The sequence below is a fragment of the Vibrio chagasii genome, from assembly GCF_024347355.1.
GTDB lineage: Bacteria > Pseudomonadota > Gammaproteobacteria > Enterobacterales > Vibrionaceae > Vibrio > Vibrio chagasii.
In genome coordinates, this window is sequence record NZ_AP025465.1 from 1,334,235 (window position 1) to 1,353,387 (window position 19,153).

The following is a 19,153-nucleotide window of genomic DNA, read 5'->3' on the forward strand; positions in this document are numbered from 1 at the left end:
AATAAAAGATGAGTGAATTAAAAACAAAGCAGGTCTTTAATGAGCCGCTGAAGACCTCTTTTGATGACAATGATTATGCTTTTGGTAAACAAGGCATGGATGAAGCGACCCCAGAATTAGGTGCCCAGCAGTTGTTTACGGAACAAGAGAAATTTGTACCCGTTGCACCACAGGTTGAGAGCGAGCTAGATGGAGAATCCGAGCAACAACTAGAACAGATCATTCGTCCAAGTAAAAAGAGAAAGTGGTTGGGCTCTGGCTTAATGGTTGCTTTCGCGGGCTTAGTGGGCTGGCAGGCGATTGATTCTGTCATCACTGCGATTCAATCAGCAGATTGGCTCGCGCTCGGTTGGGCAGGTTTCATTGCGGCAATCGCTTCATTGGGCTTAGGCGCAATCGGCAAAGAGCTGTGGAAGCTACGCTCATTGAAAGATCACTTCAGTGTTCAAGAGCAGAGTGAAGAGCTACTACTAAGTCAAAGTGTCGGCAAAGGCAAAGCATTCTGTGAAAACATCGCCAAGCAGGGCGGCATTATTGCTGAGTCTCCGGCGTTCGATAAGTGGAGAAACAGCATCAACCCAGCACACAGTGATGCCGAAGTGTTGGATATGTACGATGCGTTGGTTGTTGCACAGCAAGATAAAGTGGCAACTCAAATCGTGACTAAGTTCTCGACTGAATCGGCGGCTTTGGTGGCGGTGAGCCCATTAGCAGCGGCAGACATGCTGCTAGTGGCGTGGCGTAATTTCACCATGATCGACAAGTTAGCTGATGTGTATGGCATTGAACTTGGCTACTGGTCTCGCATCAAACTGTTCAAGTTGGTGTTAATCAACATGGCAGCTGCCGGCGCAAGTGAACTCGCGATTGATGCAAGCATGGACTTAGTTTCCATGGATCTGGCTGGTAAAGTCTCAGCGAGAGCTGGGCAGGGCTTGGGTGTTGGTATCCTGACTGCTCGATTGGGTCTAAAGGCCATGACACTGCTTCGCCCTATGCCTTGGCACAATGAACGCAAAGTAAAACTGGCCGACATGCGCAAAGCCGTCCTTTCTGAAATAAAGCGTATTACCCTTAAATAAAACGTACGTCTTTGAAACAAAATGTATGACATTGAGTGGTTTGCGAGCGAAGAGTAAACATATGTTTACTCTTCTTCTTGACTGAACTCAGACCTTAATTCACACTACTGTCAACTTATCCTGACACCTATAATAGGACTATTTGTGCGTCTTGAAGTATTGTGTGAAGACCGACTCGGCTTAACGCGTGAGTTGCTCGATATCTTGGCCTCAAAAAGCATTGATTTACGAGGAATCGAAATCGATGTTAAAGGCATTATTTACCTGAACTGCCCTGATATTGATTTTGATGCTTTTAGTGAACTTATGGCTGAAATTCGTCGAATTTCAGGTGTAAAGGATGTACGAAAAATACAATTCATGCCAAGCGAAAGGCACAACACTGAGCTGATCGCTTTGCTGGCTAACCTACCTGATCCCGTGATTGCGATTGACCTCAAAGGTTCAGTCGATATGGCAAACCACGCTGCACTCAACCTATTTGGCAAGCAAGAAGACGAAGTCATTGGCGAGCCACTCGCATCCTTCGTACCTAGCTTTAACTTTGGTCGTTGGATCGAAGGTGAAGTGACACGCCACCGTGAAGTTGTTGTGTTGGAGGGTTTAGACTTCTCTATTGAAATCCTACCTATCTATCTGGGTGGTGACGTCAACGAGCCTGTGCTGGCGAGCGCGGTGATGACGATTCGTTCTTGCAACCAAGAGATGAATACGCCCGATGCGATTCCTGAACAGAACAACTTAGGCTTTGAGCATTTTGTTGGTGTCTCTAATCGCCATAAAGCGTTAATCAGCCAAGCAAAAAAACTGGCGATGCTAGATCAGCCTCTGCTGATTGAAGGTGATACAGGTACAGGTAAAGAGATGTTGGCGAAAGCGTGTCATAACCGCTCAAACCGCTCGTCTTTCCCATTCTTGATTCTGAGCTGTGCATCGATGCCTGATGACGTAGCAGAAACCGAGCTGTTTGGTCACGCCCCAGGTTCATTTAACCATGAACAAGGTCATAAAGGCATTTTCGAACAAGCCAATGGCGGTACCGTATTTTTAGATGAGATTGGCGAAATGAGCCCGCATCTACAAATCAAACTGCTTCGCTTCCTACAAGATGGTTCATTCCGTCGTGTGGGTGAAGAGGAAGAGATGCATGCTGATGTTCGTATTATTGCGTCAACGCGCCACCGCCTTTCTGAACTTGCTGATTCAGGCTCGTTCCGTGAAGACTTGTTCTACCGCTTGAATGTACTGACTCTCTCTATTCCAGCATTGCGTGAACGTTCTAACGACGTAGCACCATTACTGGAACTGTTCGTAGCTAAATACGCGCAGCAGCTTGGTATGTTAAAGCCTAAGCTTACTCAAGAGTTAATCGACCAACTTGGTAATTACCAATGGCCGGGTAACATTCGTCAGTTAGACAACATGGTATTACGTGCGCTTACTGAGCTCGATTCAGACACGCTATCGGTTGAGCAGTTCCACTTGCCTCAGTTAGAAACCATGACAACAGGCATGGCGAACTTGAGCTTAGATGGTTCTCTGGATGAGATCATGAAAGACTATGAGTCTCAGATCTTGGAGAAGCTTTACCAGTCATTCCCATCAAGTCGTAAGTTAGCTAAGCGTTTGAACGTGTCTCATACCTCTATTGCGAATAAGCTTCGTGATTACGGTATCAGAAAGAACTGATCGAATAAGACCAAAATTATGGAAGATTTGAGCACACCAGAACGCATTTACAAGCGAGATGGAAATCTGATTCTACGTACCGCTGAGATAGACGATGCGACGATGATCAGTGAGTACTTTCAGGTGAATCGAGAGTATCTCAAACCTTGGGAACCGATTCGTGAAGATGCATTTTTTGCGAGATCAGGCTGGGCACAGCGCCTAATTAAGCTAAACGAGCTTCATAAAATGGGGCTCGGCTACTACTGTTTATTGATTAATGCCGATACTAACGAAATGTTAGGGACTATCTCGTTCAGTAATTTGTCTCGTTTCCCGTTCTATGCATGTAACGTAGGCTATTCACTCGCAGAGCAAGCTCAGGGCCATGGTTACATGCGCAGAGGTCTTAGTATGGCGAAAGACTACATGTTTGACGTGCAGAACATGCATCGCCTAATGGCGGGTTATATGCCTCACAATGAACGAAGTGCGGGCGTACTGGAGCATCTCGGCTTTGTACGTGAAGGTTTTGCTAAAGATTACCTACAAATTAACGGTAAATGGGAAGACCACATACTGACAGCGCTCGTCAATCCTAACTGGGAAGATAGACGCAACATCTAGACACAGTCTATAAGCTCACAAACGAGCAGCGATTAAAAAAGGCAGCGAATATTAAGCGATGTAGCGTTGCTGCCTTTATTAAAAGAACATAGAGCCATGGTTGAACCATCGGCCTGAGAAGATATTAGAGGAATTTTGATGTCATACACAACTTTGGATGAATACCAAAGAAAATGGATTTTTACTCACCAGTCGATGCCACTTCCGGCTGAGGATTTGGAAAAGATTAAGCCAATGACACAGGCAAGAGCGTCTCAGTTTTGGAAAGAGAACGTGAGCCCTCAAAGCCCAGACGCTGAGCGACTAAGCTCGCAAGACTGGCCGAGCAAAGCATCGAACTGGAAAGAAGAGATCAGCTGGATGGCACATTGGGAAGCCGATGAGCCGGAAATGCCAGAAGAGATCCTTAACTTTATTGATTGGCAAGATGACGTAACTGTTTATTTTTGTTATGAAAAGTATAATGTTCTTGAAACCAAATGGGCCGTTTTTAAGAAGCATTGGAAGAACTTTTTGTTCTACGATGATGGTCCAATTCTATTAGGTCGTCGTCGCTCTGAAGCGCTTTGGTTTGCGACTAATGGTACGGTGAAAATCGGTAACCGAGCATAAGCTGAAACGAATTTTAAGTGGTAGAAAAGCGAGCATAGTGCTCGCTTTTTTTATTTTAGTTGGGCGTAACGTTTACTTATTTTGTTTTCGTACATTTGCTCATCCGTTAGTCGAATTAACTCTTCGATAGGTGGAATATTTGACGAGTAAATAAGTGAACCATGGCTAAAAGTTGCGTGGCAATCTATACCTAGTTTTTGGGAATGTTTGTTAAAGTCGGATTGAACTCGGCTTATTATCTTATTTAGGGAGTCTTCGGTGATGTCTCTACACAATAAGAGAAACTCATCTCCTCCAAGTCTTCCACAAATATCATCCTTACGAGTGTTACGTTGAAGTGAATGAGAGAAGGACTTTATATATTGGTCGACAATATTATGTCCGAAGTTATCATTAACATACTTAAGTCCGTCGATATCAAAATAAACAGTTCCAATACTCACGCCATTTTCTATAGTGCTATCGATGAATTTGGGTGACTCGCTTAATATCGCTCTACGATTAAATACTTGAGTCAATTCGTCGTGATTAGACGTATACTTCAATTTGCGTACTCGTTCCGCAGTATGTACTTCTCTTTCTAATAGCGCGCGAATGCTCTCCATTAAATTTATCTGTATTGGTTTATAAGAGGTCTCTTTAGTATCTAGCGCACAAAGTGTTGCAAACATGCTGTCGTCCGATTGTAAGATCGGCAAGCCTAGGTAAGAGACGTAGCCCATCTGCGTGAGCTCGGGATTGTCGCTCCATTCCTCTTTACCAGACGCATTTTTTACATAAAGCATTGCTCTGGTTTCCATCACGGTCTTGCAGTACAAATTGATGTCTCTGGGGATGATTTTGCCAGGGTTCGCTTTAACTCCTGGTGAAGAAGACATCGCAATGTTTTGGAATCCAACTTCAGACGTAAGAATAAGCCCAACAGCGGGAGCATTAAGCACTTCTGCTATGTTATTGAGCAGGCTTTTCCATAAAGAGAGGTCCATTTCTTTCACTAGATCATTGATGGCATATTTAGAGCTGGATTGGTAGATATTGGTAAATGGCATGAATGATCACCTTTTTGGAATGTCATACCGTTGGCTCTAATGTCAAACTTCTTCCTTTGCAATCTGAAATAATATATTTCCTTCCGTTTGTATTTTTAATAAGACAAAGGCATAGCCCATAGGTGGCGTGTTTATAAAAACTATAAAAAAAACGCTACGACCATATTTATTTCTTAATAAAAATAAGTGAACTCTATTTGTTTAAATAATGTGCTTATAAGGCGGTTTTCGATATGTAAATCACAATTTCACTATGGTTTAACCGGAAAGTATTGAATCAATAGGGGAGAGTCCTATATTGGGAAGTGTAGCCTTAGTGGAGGTGAAGTATTATGATTTGGGATACTCTCGAACGTGTAAATAAACTTCGCAAGGAAGCAATGGAGGATCCAGAATTCTTGGATTCAGCAAAAATGCATGAGGAATGGCTTTTGAGCGAAACTCATAACCAGCCAAATAAAGGAGCTAAAGAAAAGAAACCTAAAAAACTGTCTGACATCTATGAGAATACAGACTTTACTATCAACCCAAACGGAACGAAACATTAAACAATGATTAACTGTAACACGGCTGAGGCTCTTAACCCGGAAGCTAAGTACCAACGACACACACCAGCCTTTAGCCACCAATAAAAAAGCCACTTTCAATGTATCGAAAGTGGCTTTTTCTTTTCTAGCTGCTTAGAAGCGATATCTGCATTCAGCCCTAGCTGTTGATTAGGCTTAAGCCGCTTGGTAAAGCATCACCAAACACACGCTTAGATTCGCTCTCGGACAGCTCAGTTACTTCACTAACCAGCGTTAACCAAGACTCTGGAACCTTGCTCTGCTTTAGCTTCTCAATTACTTGATTACGGTAATCGTCAGAGATATCGAACTGTCGGTCGCCAGTCTTGCGACAAATCATCACAGCAGCAAAGGCAATCATCTGCTCTTTCTGCCAGTTCTGCTCAAGTAATTTTGGTAACCACTGCTCTGCTTGCTCTCTAGGAATCATGCTGTGCTGGCTGCCATATAACGGAGTTCTTGAAGCTAATCGACCTAGTGCCCACCAATGCGCTTGTTCAAACTGGTTGTGATTGATCGCTTTGCTTAGGAACCAAGACGCAAGAAGCACTTTGTCTTCCACTTCGAGTTGCTCAAGGGATGCCGCCAATCTAACCATGGCTTCATAACCATTGTCTTGGGCATCTTTAGCACTCTTAGGGTTTTTCATTGCACCTGGGTGAAGGTACTTAGCAATGTCGGCCAAGATTGTCTCTTGCTGCTCTTGGTTTAAACCACCGGCAACACGACGCCAGAAGACCCACCAGTCCGTCCAACCTTGGTGATTCTTAAACTGGATGTTTTGTTGATAAAGGCCCCAAATTTGCTCGATACGCCATGAGTCCGTTGGATCACCAAAGCCAGGGCGCAGCGAGTAACCCGCTAAACGCAGCCAGTTCTTCTCGTGTGCCTCTGAGCGACGACGACGTTTACGACCTAACGAGAAGCTATCGAATAGATGACGGAGGGTGGTGAAATCCCACTCATCGCGTTTACCGAGTCGTTTCTCAAGATCTTTAGACAGAGTCTTGATCTCTTTCGATTCTGCACTCTTCTTATTGCCGCTGTAGAGGCGAGAAATCAGCTCTTTACACTCATCCAATCTTGGATGAAGTTTAGAGTTATCGGATTCTTCACCTTGCTTGTTTCTGACTTCAAATTCTAACAACCAACGTTTCGAGTCATCTTCAGTACTCACGCACTCCATTTTCAGTGTGCCGACTTCGGTTAACTGACAAGCGAGCAGCACTTCAACACGCTCTTTTTGGTTAGCTTGAAGCTCTGCTGTACCTGAGCCTTCCAGCGTCGAGATGTAAGGTGGAAGAGGGGAGAATAGGTCAGGATCAACATCGACCATTACACCGTTTTGGATGGCAGTATCGTGAGCGATTTGATCGTGTGTTGAAGTCAGTAGGTTAAAACGAACCGGTTCGCCCAGCGTCAAAGAGAAACGACGACTGTTCAAACGGATTTCTTGGCCTTCTTCGGTACCTTTAGCAAGTAGACACAACGCTTTACCCATCTTGTTCTTTTCTTGTAGATGTAAGAAATAAGAGCGAGCAGCACCGCCACCGATTTTAAGTTGGGCACCACGGCGTGCCTTACCAAACGCAACCGCACCAAGGGCAACAGACCAATCTGGGTGAGGGTTATCTAATACTGTGATTGGAGCGCCGTTCCAGTTACCTAGAAGCTGAGTAATACGCTCTGTTACAAGTTCACTGTTGAAGACACCACCGTTAAGCAGCACACCGACAGGAATAGCCGGTTTGGTGTCATCGAATTGAACCGCATCTGAATTTTGTAGCGCCGCTTTAGACACTTGCTGATGCGTTGTCAGAAACTCTGCAACGTGTTTACTTACCGCAGGGTCAGCAACGTAAGGTAGGCCGAATTCAACCACCGCGCTGCGACGCTTGTCTGGCGTTTCGGTAAACTCAGAGAGTGGGAAGAAACCTTCGAGTGCGATTTGATGAACTTCTTGCTTGGTTAAGCCAATACTCTTAGTGCCACCTAATAGCTTCGAACCGCTACCGAGCATGGTGATCTTTACATCGTCAGGCGCATCAGCAGAAAGCAGGCTCTCCTTTGCTGCTCGAGTTTGCTGAATCAGCTTGGTGAGGCTAGAGGCATTCAGCTTCTTATTTTGATTGAAGCGCTGTTCGGCTAGGTGAGCGAGGGCTAAATCTAGGTTATCACCACCCAGCATTAAGTGTTCGCCAACGCCGATACGGTCGAGTGCTAGTTGGTTATGACCAGCATTATCTGCATCGCTATCCCCATTGAACTGGGCTTCAATTAAGCTTAAGTCGGTAGTACCACCGCCGACATCACACACTAAGATCAATGGGATCTGTTGAAGCTCATCCGCCGCCGTTTGCTGGTGGCGCGCATACCAGTCGTAACAAACCGCTTGAGGCTCTTCGAGCAATAGAATCTTACCTAAGCCTGCAAGTTCTGCGGCTTCAAGTGTCAGCTTACGAGCTGTCTCATCGAATGATGCAGGAACCGTTACAACAACATCTTGGTCTTCAAGTTTGTTGCTTGGGTTACGGTAGTTCCATGCTTGGCGAATGTGATTTAGGTAGCTCGCACTCGCGACAACTGGCGATACTTTATCGACATCTGCTGCGCCGGCCCAAGGGAGAATGTCTGAGCTACGATCCACCGCTTGGTGCGATAACCAACTCTTCGCACTCGATACTTGTCGACCTTCAACCTTCGCGCCTAATTCACGCGCCCACTCACCGACGATAACATTCTTGATATCGCCTTCAACTGGGTTTGGTTCCCACGGCATAGTTAGGTCTGAAGGGGAGATTTGACCTTGTGCAGGGTGGTAACGAAACGATGGGAGTAGAGGCTTACGAACCACTTCACCAGGGCCGATAAGCTGATCGATTTCGAAAAGGGAAATGGGAGCGTGTTGTAGGTCGTCGTTAATTTCACAGTAGGCAACCACAGTGTTGGTTGTACCTAAGTCAATGCCGACTAAAAAACGAGGAGTTGCCATACAAAACCTTATTCTTCCAGAGTGATGACCAGTGTATTGATAGTTTTGGTCTTATTGTTGTTATTCGTATACGTCGTTCCTGAGAAACAGGTAGGACTGAATTGGGAGCGGTATTGATAAAATAACGGCACCCGCTAAGGTGCCGTTGATTCATTATGCTTCGTCGTTTGAGTCGTTGTTCGAATCTTCACGAACGTCGAACTCAACGTGCCATTTCTGACCATTATCAGTGGCAATCGCTTCTAGGTATAAAGTACCAAGCTCAGTAACGCGAGAAGCCAAAGTAACCGGAACTACTTCACCTTCGCGACGGCCTTCAGAAACTGGCAGTGTTACTTGGATTTCAGGAAGCTCATCGAGCTCTTCTGGCACCCAGTGATCAAGATGAGTACCAGCTTGATCTTCACGGCGAGTTGTTGAACCGAAGAACTGGAAGTGAACTGGCTGACCAATCACTAGGCCAAATTCTTGGCTAGGTACTTGAACGCTTGAGCCTTCTTCCATACCAAATGGAGCAACACATAGCGCCTCCATTGGAGGAGCCATACCTGGGATTGCAGGCATCGCGCTTTCAATACCTACGTAGTAAGCAGAAGCGATACCACCACGGATACGAACGCCTTGACCACGACGTACCGCGCCGTAGTAAGAAGCACCACTTGCAACCGCAAGGTCTAGGTCTAGGCCTGAAAGTTGTTTAGCAAATTCAGCGTCAGCATTGATCAACCACTCGTTGATTGTGTCTGAAAGACGATCAGCAAGTAGGTTAGATTTTAGAACACCACCGTTGAACAGGATTGCTGTTGGTTTGATGAAGTCAGCAGCAGGCGCTTCAGCACCTGGCATGCCCGGCATATTTGCAAACGGATTGAAATCTTGCTGAGCCGTTTCACCATTTCCAGAAAGCGCGTTCGCTTGCTTAGAAAGGAATGCGGCAATGTGACGAGTGATACCTGCATCTTGTGCGTAAGGCAGACCCATTTGAGTCAGTGCACCACGCGTTTTTTGTACCGGGTGATCAGTCACAGCAACTTTAGGGAAGAAGCCATCAACCAATGTTTGTTGTACTTCTTGCTGAGTCAGTTCTGTTTTTAGCGTCGCGCCAAGTAGCTTAGAGCCACGGCTAGGAACCACGATTGGCACAGCTTGAAGCTCTGCATCGTTCAGTAGCGCTTCTTTTGCGTCACGACATGCGTGTGTCATCGCTTGAACTTGCCAAGGTGCCAGTTCTTTGCCTTCTTGTGCTAGCTTCATCTTCAAGCGGTAAGCCAGAGCTAAGTCCATGTTGTCGCCGCCAAGTAGGATGTGTTCACCTACAGCGATACGGTTCAGGCTCAGGTTGCCATCGTCTTGAGTCACTTCAACTAAAGAAAGGTCGGTAGTACCACCACCGATATCCACAACCAATACGATGTCGCCAACGTCTACTTCGTCACGCCACTTGTCGTTGCTGTTATCGATCCAGCTATAAAGCGCTGCTTGAGGCTCTTCTAAAAGCGTTAGATGAGTGAAACCAACATTACGTGCAGCTTCAGCTGTTAAATCACGAGCGGCAGGGTCAAACGAAGCAGGAACCGTGATCGTTACGTCTTGGTCTGCCAGTTTGTGTTCTGGGTTCGCGTGGTTCCAAGCGTCTTTAAGATGCTCAAGATAAAGCTCAGTTGTCTTAAGCGGAGATACTTTTTCTACTTCTTCTGGGCTACCTGCAGGTAGGAAAGCATCACGACGGTTTACACCACCGTGGCATAGCCAAGATTTCGCACTAGCGACCAAACGGATAGGGGTTTTAGAACCAAGGTTACGAGCAATCGCACCAACCAGTGCTTTTGGCTCAGAAGACCAAGGTAGAACACGTGATGCTTCGTTCATTTCGTGCTCGTGCGGTTGGTATAGGAACGAGCCAAGTTGGCTGCGAGTTTCTACTGTACCAGGAGCAGTAAGCTGAGGAATTGGCATTACCTCAACACGTGCATCTTCATTCGTTGTGTCGATGTAAGACAAAACGCAGTGTGTAGTACCTAAATCGATACCAACGCTGAATTTAGGTGCTTGCTGTTCTTGTGAATGTTCTTGGTGTTCCATTATAGCTCTACCTCTGCCGGTGCAATTACAGATGCATCGTAGTTTTCAGCAAGCTTAGGTAGGTTCATGTCAGTTGCTTTCCAGCCTTTGTGAACAAGTGTACCGTTGAATGGTGCGTTACCTGTTACGTTGCCTATTAGGCGGATTTCTTGAGGGTTGAAACCTTCAGCTACTGTGATGCGAGTCTCTTCATCTTCGCTGCGGATATGAGCAAGCGTTACGTAGTCTGCTAGTACTTTTTGACCGCCCGTGTGAATAACACGTGCAGCTGCGCCAACTTCTTCGTCAGAGAACGAAGTCAGGTCTTCTTTTAGGAAGTCGATTAGACGCGCTTCTTGCTGCATGATAGACAGCAATTGCATTGCAGAATCTGTTGGTGCTGTTGCCAGCTTAGATTCAACTTCTACTACTTTTTCGATGACTTTCTCTACTTCAACAACTTTTTCTACTTCGACAATCTTTTCAACTGGCTTTTCAACTTCAACGATCTTTTCTACTGGTTTTTCTACGACTTTCTCAACCACTTTGGTTTTACGAGAAACGGCAATTAGCAGTAGTAAAACGCTTGATGCAGTAAGGCCTGCGTGAAGCATATCAAACGTCTGTGGGATTAGGTTCAAATCAACGATCATAGTGATTTTTCTCTTTAAATTGATTTAACGGTATATTCGTCGGTTTCATGGAATATACAGGTTGGAAAGAAACGCCTTGGCACAAAACCAAAATGGTCGCTTTCAAGCTATAAATATGAATGGATACTAGCATATTCAAGGCTTAAGAGTGGTAATTTATGTTTTCAAACAAGTGGTTTTTGAGTGTGTTAGCTTGAAATTTAGTCGAGATTTGGTCGATTTTTAACCTGCGATGTAAGGGCGAAGTAAACTGTGCACGATTTATGTCATTTTTAGGACGAAAACTTAAATGGAGCATCATTCCCTTCCGTTATATACTTTTAGCTCATTGAGCCTAATTGGAACCTTTATGCCACACACTACCGACCCACTAACAGGGTTGAAGAGACGGACGCTCCCACTGGTCGTATTTTCGGTCAGTTTTTTGATAACAGTGTTGTGTTTTATACTCGTCGCACTTAACCAAAATCATGCTTTAAACATGAATTTGGACAGTTTTGCTAAACACCAAACACTGAGCTTGGAAGCGTTTATCGACAATGATGTGGCCTACATAGGTTCGGGTGCAAACTTCTTCTATTCGAATGATCCTGAAAATTGGGACAAGTTCGATCGATTCGCACAGCAAACCATTAACGGTTCAAAGAGCTTGATTGGCTTGCAGTGGATGCAGAAAGTTGCGGCAGATGAGATTGCCGAACATACCGCGAAAATGGAAGCAAAGTACCCATCTTACCGACTGTTCACCATCCCTAAACATGAACCCAAAACCTATGGTTATCAGTTAGATGGTGGGCCTGCTTTTATTGCTACCGATATTTACCCGAATACTGAAGCGAATGACAGAGTGATTGGATTCTACTCTGCACGCGAGCGATTTAAGCGTATTGTTGAAAATATTAAACAGACGCGCCAAGCGAATATCTCGGACAAAGTACGTCTGATTCAAGATGGTCTAACTCAAGATACGCCTAAGACAGGCATGCTGGTTTATCACCCTGTGTTTGAAGGCGAAAGTGATAACCTACTTGGCGTTGTGATTGGCGTGGTTCGTACCACTTATTACTTTGAAAACCTGCTGGCATCAACTGTCGGTGATATGGACGTGTACATTCGCGTTACGGATACCGGGTTTGAAGCTGAAGACTCCCCAATTCTATTTGAAACTCAAGGTTATGCGGGCGTAACAGGTCACCATATAACTAAGACTATCGAATTGACCAACCGAAATTGGAAGATCGATTACAAGATAGACTCTTGTATCTCATTTTATGGCTACCTTGTACTAATTGGTATCGCGCTCGTCGGAACAACCATCTCACTGTTGTTAGCGTACATCGTGAATATGCAAATCAGAGAGAAAGAGCGCCTGTACCGCATGTTAGATAAAAGAACAGAAGAGCTCCGATTCCTTGCGAACCACGATAGCCTAACTGAAATCTATAACCGACGAGCTTTCAATAAGATGTTTGATAGGGCGGTTAAGCGAAGTGAGTCATTTAGCTTGATTGGGTTTGATGTCGATAAGTTTAAAAGCATCAATGACAAGTTTGGTCACCCTGCTGGTGATGCTTTGCTTGTGCATGTCATCAAGTTGATTTCGGTAAACCTGAAAGAAGGGGATAACCTTTTCCGTTTGGGCGGAGATGAATTCTGTATTATTTCGAGCATCTCAAATCATGAAGCGCTAGACCGCTACTTACAATGCATACTAAATACAGTAAGCCACTCTCATTGTGAGCATAAAGGGCAACAGTTAAGCTGCACATTGAGTATTGGTGCCGCGATTCATACCAGTGAAGATACAGAAGAATTGCTGCAAAAAACAGACAATATGCTTTATCAAAGTAAGTCAAATGGCCGAAATCGAGGCACAATTGCAGGCTAAGTGAGCACTTGATGCAACTGGGGTCGAGTTCTGTATTGGGCTCATGTACAATTTCACAAAATTTTTTACGAGAGAATTAGGCGACGTATGAATCACAATCGAGTGGTGTGTTTCGATTTGGAAATGTGCTGTTGGAGCGAAAATGGTGTAGGAACAACAGGCGAGATCATTGAAGTGGGTCTTGCTGAGATTGATCTAGCATCTGGAACCATCGTGAAACGAGCGCAATACTACGTTAAGCCAGAAAAAGACGAAGTCTCTCAGTTCTGTGCCGAGCTAACCGGCATTACTCCACGCAAAATCGAAAAGCAGGGTCGTCCGCTAGAGTCAGTCATCAAATCGATGATCAAGAACTTCGGTGGTCCTAACAAGATCTATGCTGCGTGGGGACGCGATGACCTGATTTTACACAAAGAGTGTCAAGAGAAAGGCATCGAGCCACCATTTAGCGAGTTCATCAACATTGCGACGCTTTATCGCGTGCAGAACCGCTTGAAAGACAAACGCATCGGCCATCGAGCGGCTCAAGAAGCAAAAGACATCGAGTGGGAAGGTCGCCAGCATTCTGGTTATGTTGATGCTTATAACTTGGCAAAGCTTGCTCTGACGATGCTTTAGTAACTGCCCTTTATATTGTAGGTTGAACCGCGATTAAGTAGAACATCTGAAGAATAAGCGACAAAAACCTCTATTTATCCGTTGGGCAAATAGAGGTTTTTTTATTTATTACTATAAGGTTAGTTGTTCTTTACTTAAATTGTAACTACCACACTTTATTGAGTTCAGGTGATAAGAACCAGGTGTTGTTTTTTGCCCCGCCAGACTGTGCCCATTCTATTATGTCAGGATAAGCGTCAGTGGTGTCAATTCTTTCAAGGGGGTGGGACCAAGACATTGGTATATCTAAAGCCCATGGCAACCCGTTACTTGTCTGATAATATTCATAGTAATCTACACTTGAATCGTCAGCACCGACTCCAAAAAGATCGGTATCTGCTAGATCAGTATTCGGGTAGTTCATCAAGTGAATCTCTTGGCTACGATGGTCTGACTTGTAGATAAATGGATTGAAATTCTCGTCATTAATATTCCTAGTAGAACCATTAATGATCAATGAAATGCTGTATGGAACGACATCTCTATTATCTCCTGATTGTGTATTGTAGAAGTTGTACTCTGCGTTACTCGGCAACATGTTGGTAATGTTTTCAATGACCGTAAATACTAATTCTCCATCATGCCCCATTTCAGGTGACAAATTATCTGTTGAACCGTTATAAGTTTTAGTCAACGAGCTCACATCTGATTCATCTAGACCAAGTAAAGAAATGGCAAAACTGTTTTCTTGTGTAGCCCCTCGAGCAACGGCTTCTCCTTCATAATCAAAACGAGTGACTCTGTTGTTTGCATTCGTATATATTCCCAAAGCGTAGTAAGTAACGAAATCATTGAGATCATAATCGCCTTCATAAGGCCATAGGTCTTCAAAGCTTAAAGTATACCATCCGTCAGTAGGCGTCCGTCTGTAAAAGGCAATCGTTGGATCATTCGGAGCATAATCATTTTCGTCCGGTATGCCGTCCCCATCAGTATCGCCAATTTCTGGCCAAGATATTTCAGCGATACCACTGATCAAATCGTTGGAGTCGATGGCCGTGACTTGAACCTTCCAAAGTTCACCATCAGCCGTTTGGCTCGAAGTCAGTATGGCACCGCTATTGTTACTTTTACCAACGAATTCATCATCTACATAAAAACCTTGGCCAACATCGACGAACCATCGGTAATGGTAGGTGACAGAGTCTGAGTCCGGGTCATGTGGGGTAGGCCCCGTCACAGTCACTATTAGATTGTCATCATTACCAACGCTGTTACTCCAATTAAGGTTAGGCGTAAATGGTGGGCTGTTATCTATTACTTTATAGGTGATGCTTACCTGGCTGTAAGAGAGTGTGGTAAGCCAACCGTCTCTGTTAACATCAATATCTAAGTCGACTTCTACGAGCCCATCATCGAGTGAGGTAACGGGTAAGTCAAATACTGTGGTTGACCACTTTCTATTTGTGCCCTGTAAAAAGCCTGGGGTGAGCGTGGTGCCGTCTACCGAAATGCTATCATACTCGCCGTTTTCACCATGATGTGCTTCCGAATCGACATCATAAGCGTAGATCGTCAGTGTTGCAGCTGTGAATTGTGCTCCAGTAGGTACTGAAATGTCGTGTAGCCATGAATAGTCTTGGTCATGTCTGCTGTATCTACCGAAGCCATATCGATTGCTTGCAGGTACGCTATAATGTGGAGGAGTACTGTTATTATCAATCTCTTGTGTGATAGTGATAGTCCCGTCAGCGTTGATGGTCGAAGAGTTTTTGGACGCGGCACAAAAAACCTGGTTAGAGAAAGCACTCCAAGTAATCGTTCCGAGTAAGATAATGGATGTATATGTATTATTCACTTTCAATCCTCCTCCAAAACAATGCCGCAAGAAACTATCAGTACTGTCTCTATTTCATCTAAGGTGTATGTTGACGTACACTTTTGGCCATTAACATTAGCGATTATGTTTAAACTTTTCCAATGTGCTGGAAACGTAAATACATCAGTTAAGTGGCCGTGTCTATCTGAGAGTCCAGTGTAATAATGGACGGGATTTTTAGGATCTGATGTGTTATATAAGTCTATGATGTGTGAGCCTCGAATGCATCTTTGTTTACCATCCCTCAGTGAAAAACTACTGGTAATATCAACGGTTATTGTCAGGGTTTTGCTACTACTCCAGTCAAAGTTACCCGGCACCACTATATCGCTGAATAAATTAACTGTAGCTATAGGTTCAATTACCGTTGCAATTTCCGGTTCTGGTTCCTCACTTGATGAAGAGCTCCCACCACTGGTGCTGCCACCGTCGCCACCTCCGCCGCCACAACCAGTTATCACAGCACTTAATGACATCGTTAATATCAAAGGAGTTAATGCTTTCATTTTTAATATCCTTATTTAATGAGTGGTATATTGAATTAGCAAGTCACGTGCCATGTTTAAGTAACTGATTTAAAGTGTTTTTTTTGAATGCTAGATGTATCTAGTCAGAAAGCTACCTCATTTTTAAAAAGAGAATCAATTTGACCGAATAGCACCATATAGCGAAAGGGTTAGGCAAGGGAGCTGCCCATTTTGAGAGTTGGCCTCGGAAATTACTTTAAATGTCGGGTAGTTAGCTCTGGGACTGACTTGAATTGCGTCTTATGTGTCGAAAGGTAGAGAATGGTTATCCAAAAAACCTAATTTCAGCGAGTGGCTTATCAATAGTGAATGGCTACATCGCTTATTTAATGAGTGAATAATATTGGTTTGAAATTTAGCTTTTTAATTAATATTAAATCGCAGGTTGCAGCCTTGATTGGGTAGGGCTAGATGATAGCGTTAGCTCACCCAAAACAAGGAGAATAGGATGAAGCACATTATTAAGTATGGATTGGCACTGGGGGCGATAAGCGTCAGTGCGTTGGTTTCGGCAAACCCAGTTGTATTGATAAACACTTTTTCAGTCGAGCCAGCCCATGAAGCCGCGACTTTAGCGTATTGGGAAAGTGCTAGGGACGTGCTAGTCCAACAACCCGGTTATATCTCTACTACATTACATCGAGCGTTAAGTACAGACGCCACTTACCTTTACGTAAACGTCGCAAACTGGGAAAGCCAAAAACACTTCATAGATGCTATCTCTGTAATGAGAGAGGAGCTACCTGCTCTTAATCTTGAAGGCGTTACTGCAAACCCTAACCTTTACGAAGTCATCCGAAATTAATAGAGAGTGTCCTGAATGAAATATGTACCACGACTGTTTTTAGTTATTTTTAGCTTTCTGTTCTCGGTTAATAGCTATTCAGCTGCCTATGGCGTATCGGTTGCTTGGAAAACAAAAGATGCTCAAGCTGTATTTGATGTGATGCCTCAACAGAAGAAGGCATTTGCTAACTTAATTGATGCTGGCTTAATTCACGATATGTTTGTTTCTGAAAGCTTTATTGGCGAAAATCAGTTTCCAATAATTAAATTTGTAATGGAAGCCGATAGTGAAGAGGAAGTAAGACGTGTTATTGGAAATCTTCCTTTTCAATTTAAAGAGCTAGCTGAAATAACAGAAGTAAGAGACATCGGAAGTAAATGGCTAGATACTCAAGTTGCTTATAAAAACTATGCGATTGAGTTGACTTGGAAAGAGCCTGAAGATCAAATGCTGGTAGATAAAATTATTAGTGTTGATTTACAAAAGGTGGTCGATTGGAGCACTCAAGGCGTGATTACTTCGGCTTATATAAAAAATCAATCTATTGCCGAGCCGAAGCCAAATCAGACAGCGATGATTCGACCAATATATTCTATTGCGGTATTGGCAAAGGGTGAGCAACATGCTCTTGATATTGCTAATGAACTTAACGCGGTTAAATTAGGCTTCGCTAGCGTCAATGTCAGTGAATTGGGCTTTAAATTATCCCTGTGATTCTGAAATAATGTAAATTCCCATGTTATTCTAAGGTGAGATTATTAACAGTGTTAGCTCACCTTATGAATAATAATAAATTACAAGAGTATGATTTGGTTATTGAACTTGATGACCGTACATTGATTAACCCGTCATTGAATAAAGTCGTGACATTGTCGCCATCAGAGTGTCTGCTTTTAAAGCATTTAATGGACAACTGCTCACAAACTTTAGGTCGTGAATTCCTTTTAACGCATTGTTGGCCGGGGCGCATTGTTACTAATAGCTCTCTGAATGTCGCAATCAAAAATGTTCGCACTGCTCTCAAAGAAGTAGGGTCCGACTGCAAAGTGATTACGGTACAAAAGGAAGGCTATTGCTTTGTTGCTCCTGAGAATAGTACCGTACCTGATAGCTTTGTTGCGCCTGATAGCTTTGTCGCATCTGATAGCAGTGTCGTATCTGAAGGCTTTATAGGATCAGAAAAATCAGCAGCATCAGAACACTTTGCCGAACAAGACAAAGACATATCGAAATCTGCCAGTTTGGGAGACAAGGAGGATTCTACTCGCTCGGAATTCACTGTGTTGGAGTCAAAATCAGCTTCTGATTTAAATGAATCAGCTGACACTCACGGGCTATCAGAGAATACTCAAGCACAAGGCAAGCATGCATCTTCTAAGTTTATGCCGCTTGTTAGCGGACTCGCGGTAAGTCTGTTTATAGTCATTATCCTGTCTTATCTTGGGTTGTTTATGGAAAGAGCTTCCATCAAGGGTGTCGATGTATACCACGACAATGTCGAGTTAGAACCAGAGTTGGTGGAAGACTTAACCTCACTTGCTAAGCCTGGCGTAGAGGCGATCTATCTCCACCGTATGGGTATAGAGTGTGGTGGCATGCAAGTGGTGGTGTTAGACGAAAGTGGTTGGCACGACATTAGCGCAGATTTCAAATCTAGGCGCTGCTCACAAGGTCAGAAAGAGGCTGAAAAGGTAGAAGGAACTGCAGATGAAGCGTAACTTTTGGCTGCCGATTGTTGTAACGGTATTTGTGATCTTAGCGTTTGGCTTGGTCTCCGGAGTAGCGACCAAAGGTTCGTATCAGTTTGAAAGCCAGTACGATAATTATGGCCGGGAGGTTTTGACCCTTGAGCTAAAAAACGGACGCTCAAAAATGCGCTATGTTGGCTACGACCGAAACGGACGAGTCGTGCAAACCAAACAGTTGTTTGGTGTGTTTTTGCGTTGGGGGAATCACTACTATTTCTATCAGCTTGAACAGCACCAAGCCCACGGGAATCAAACCTTCAACGTTAAAAATCTGTTTATCAAGCACCATGATAACAAGCGTAGTGTTTTGATATCCGATCAGCGAGGTGCGTACATTACGAAAGACGGTACGATCTTAGAGCTCAATGGCATTCTTTATGGGAAGGCAATGCGTTGATTGTGATGCAGCACACTGAG

At 44.1% G+C, this 19,153-nt stretch carries 17 protein-coding genes; 11 read left to right on the forward strand and 6 right to left on the reverse strand.

Features of this window, described 5'->3' with window-relative positions; all coding sequences use genetic code 11:
• The first annotated feature begins 8 nt into the window (after positions 1-8).
• The 4 genes from OCV52_RS06180 (at position 9) to OCV52_RS06195 (ending at position 3,989) form a co-directional block, all read left to right on the forward strand.
• A complete protein-coding gene (locus OCV52_RS06180) occupies positions 9-1,082 on the forward strand; it encodes a YcjF family protein (protein ID WP_137407518.1) in 1,074 nt (357 codons plus the stop codon).
• Positions 1,083-1,226: 144 nt separating this feature from the next.
• Complete coding sequence (tyrR, locus tag OCV52_RS06185; protein WP_137407517.1) at positions 1,227-2,771, forward strand: transcriptional regulator TyrR; 1,545 nt, start codon at positions 1,227-1,229, stop codon at positions 2,769-2,771.
• 18 nt (positions 2,772-2,789) lie between these two features.
• A complete protein-coding gene (gene rimJ / locus OCV52_RS06190; protein ID WP_137407516.1) occupies positions 2,790-3,377 on the forward strand; it encodes a ribosomal protein S5-alanine N-acetyltransferase in 588 nt (195 codons plus the stop codon).
• Positions 3,378-3,515: 138 nt separating this feature from the next.
• Positions 3,516-3,989, forward strand: a complete 474-nt coding sequence (locus tag OCV52_RS06195) for a DUF2947 domain-containing protein (RefSeq protein WP_004741544.1) — start codon at positions 3,516-3,518, stop codon at positions 3,987-3,989.
• Positions 3,990-4,039: 50 nt separating this feature from the next.
• Here OCV52_RS06195 and OCV52_RS06200 read toward each other — a convergent pair whose 3' ends face one another.
• Complete coding sequence (locus tag OCV52_RS06200; RefSeq protein WP_137407515.1) at positions 4,040-5,038, reverse strand: sensor domain-containing diguanylate cyclase; 999 nt, start codon at positions 5,036-5,038, stop codon at positions 4,040-4,042.
• Positions 5,039-5,370: 332 nt separating this feature from the next.
• Here OCV52_RS06200 and OCV52_RS06205 point away from each other — a divergent pair, with 332 nt between their 5' ends.
• The gene (locus OCV52_RS06205; protein ID WP_008222272.1) at positions 5,371-5,586 is read left to right on the forward strand and encodes a hypothetical protein; all 216 of its coding nucleotides are present in this window, start codon (positions 5,371-5,373) and stop codon (positions 5,584-5,586) included.
• Between the two features lie 157 nt (positions 5,587-5,743).
• On the opposite strand, the gene OCV52_RS06210 is transcribed toward OCV52_RS06205, so the two are convergent.
• The 3 genes from OCV52_RS06210 to OCV52_RS06220 all read right to left on the reverse strand — a co-directional run bounded on the left by OCV52_RS06210 (position 5,744) and on the right by OCV52_RS06220 (position 11,310).
• On the reverse strand, positions 5,744-8,596 hold the full coding sequence (locus OCV52_RS06210; RefSeq protein ID WP_137407514.1) for an Hsp70 family protein: 2,853 nt from the start codon (positions 8,594-8,596) through the stop codon (positions 5,744-5,746).
• 153 nt (positions 8,597-8,749) lie between these two features.
• The gene (locus OCV52_RS06215; RefSeq protein WP_137407513.1) at positions 8,750-10,678 is read right to left on the reverse strand and encodes an Hsp70 family protein; all 1,929 of its coding nucleotides are present in this window, start codon (positions 10,676-10,678) and stop codon (positions 8,750-8,752) included.
• Positions 10,678-11,310, reverse strand: a complete 633-nt coding sequence (locus OCV52_RS06220) for a DUF2760 domain-containing protein (RefSeq protein ID WP_137407512.1) — start codon at positions 11,308-11,310, stop codon at positions 10,678-10,680. Before OCV52_RS06220 ends, OCV52_RS06215 begins: the two co-directional genes overlap by 1 nt.
• Before the next feature lie 349 nt (positions 11,311-11,659).
• On the opposite strand from OCV52_RS06220, the gene OCV52_RS06225 reads away from it, so the two are divergent.
• Both OCV52_RS06225 and OCV52_RS06230 read left to right on the forward strand, forming a co-directional pair.
• A complete protein-coding gene (locus OCV52_RS06225; protein ID WP_137407511.1) occupies positions 11,660-13,198 on the forward strand; it encodes a sensor domain-containing diguanylate cyclase in 1,539 nt (512 codons plus the stop codon).
• Positions 13,199-13,285: 87 nt separating this feature from the next.
• Positions 13,286-13,816: a 3'-5' exonuclease gene (locus OCV52_RS06230; RefSeq protein WP_061031613.1), complete on the forward strand. Its 531-nt coding sequence runs from the start codon at positions 13,286-13,288 to the stop codon at positions 13,814-13,816.
• A 145-nt stretch (positions 13,817-13,961) separates the two neighbouring features.
• On the opposite strand, the gene OCV52_RS06235 is transcribed toward OCV52_RS06230, so the two are convergent.
• A complete protein-coding gene (locus OCV52_RS06235; protein ID WP_137407543.1) occupies positions 13,962-15,653 on the reverse strand; it encodes an LruC domain-containing protein in 1,692 nt (563 codons plus the stop codon).
• A 2-nt stretch (positions 15,654-15,655) separates the two neighbouring features.
• A complete protein-coding gene (locus OCV52_RS06240) occupies positions 15,656-16,180 on the reverse strand; it encodes a hypothetical protein (RefSeq protein WP_137407510.1) in 525 nt (174 codons plus the stop codon).
• Between the two features lie 469 nt (positions 16,181-16,649).
• Between OCV52_RS06240 and OCV52_RS06245 the strand changes: the two genes are divergently transcribed.
• The 4 genes from OCV52_RS06245 to OCV52_RS06260 all read left to right on the forward strand — a co-directional run bounded on the left by OCV52_RS06245 (position 16,650) and on the right by OCV52_RS06260 (position 19,133).
• On the forward strand, positions 16,650-17,006 hold the full coding sequence (locus OCV52_RS06245) for an antibiotic biosynthesis monooxygenase family protein (protein WP_137407509.1): 357 nt from the start codon (positions 16,650-16,652) through the stop codon (positions 17,004-17,006).
• 15 nt (positions 17,007-17,021) lie between these two features.
• A complete protein-coding gene (locus OCV52_RS06250) occupies positions 17,022-17,702 on the forward strand; it encodes a hypothetical protein (RefSeq protein ID WP_137407508.1) in 681 nt (226 codons plus the stop codon).
• 65 nt (positions 17,703-17,767) lie between these two features.
• Positions 17,768-18,706 (forward strand): winged helix-turn-helix domain-containing protein, encoded by a 939-nt coding sequence (locus tag OCV52_RS06255; protein ID WP_137407507.1) that lies wholly within the window; start codon positions 17,768-17,770, stop codon positions 18,704-18,706.
• On the forward strand, positions 18,696-19,133 hold the full coding sequence (locus OCV52_RS06260) for a hypothetical protein (RefSeq protein WP_061031608.1): 438 nt from the start codon (positions 18,696-18,698) through the stop codon (positions 19,131-19,133). The genes OCV52_RS06255 and OCV52_RS06260 overlap by 11 nt, the downstream gene beginning before the upstream one ends.
• Positions 19,134-19,153: the final 20 nt, after the last annotated feature.

Excerpts from the sequence above, each read along its gene's own strand:
- OCV52_RS06180 (WP_137407518.1), top strand. The coding sequence starts at position 9 with ATGAGTGAATTAAAAACAAAGCAGGTCTTTAATGAGCCGCTGAAGACC.
- rimJ (WP_137407516.1), top strand. The coding sequence starts at position 2,790 with ATGGAAGATTTGAGCACACCAGAACGCATTTACAAGCGAGATGGAAAT.
- OCV52_RS06195 (WP_004741544.1), top strand. The coding sequence starts at position 3,516 with ATGTCATACACAACTTTGGATGAATACCAAAGAAAATGGATTTTTACT.
- OCV52_RS06200 (WP_137407515.1), bottom strand. The coding sequence starts at position 5,038 with ATGCCATTTACCAATATCTACCAATCCAGCTCTAAATATGCCATCAAT.
- OCV52_RS06205 (WP_008222272.1), top strand. The coding sequence starts at position 5,371 with ATGATTTGGGATACTCTCGAACGTGTAAATAAACTTCGCAAGGAAGCA.
- OCV52_RS06210 (WP_137407514.1), bottom strand. The coding sequence starts at position 8,596 with ATGGCAACTCCTCGTTTTTTAGTCGGCATTGACTTAGGTACAACCAAC.
- OCV52_RS06215 (WP_137407513.1), bottom strand. The coding sequence starts at position 10,678 with ATGGAACACCAAGAACATTCACAAGAACAGCAAGCACCTAAATTCAGC.
- OCV52_RS06220 (WP_137407512.1), bottom strand. The coding sequence starts at position 11,310 with ATGATCGTTGATTTGAACCTAATCCCACAGACGTTTGATATGCTTCAC.
- OCV52_RS06225 (WP_137407511.1), top strand. The coding sequence starts at position 11,660 with ATGCCACACACTACCGACCCACTAACAGGGTTGAAGAGACGGACGCTC.
- OCV52_RS06230 (WP_061031613.1), top strand. The coding sequence starts at position 13,286 with ATGAATCACAATCGAGTGGTGTGTTTCGATTTGGAAATGTGCTGTTGG.
- OCV52_RS06240 (WP_137407510.1), bottom strand. The coding sequence starts at position 16,180 with ATGAAAGCATTAACTCCTTTGATATTAACGATGTCATTAAGTGCTGTG.
- OCV52_RS06245 (WP_137407509.1), top strand. The coding sequence starts at position 16,650 with ATGAAGCACATTATTAAGTATGGATTGGCACTGGGGGCGATAAGCGTC.
- OCV52_RS06250 (WP_137407508.1), top strand. The coding sequence starts at position 17,022 with ATGAAATATGTACCACGACTGTTTTTAGTTATTTTTAGCTTTCTGTTC.
- OCV52_RS06255 (WP_137407507.1), top strand. The coding sequence starts at position 17,768 with ATGAATAATAATAAATTACAAGAGTATGATTTGGTTATTGAACTTGAT.
- OCV52_RS06260 (WP_061031608.1), top strand. The coding sequence starts at position 18,696 with ATGAAGCGTAACTTTTGGCTGCCGATTGTTGTAACGGTATTTGTGATC.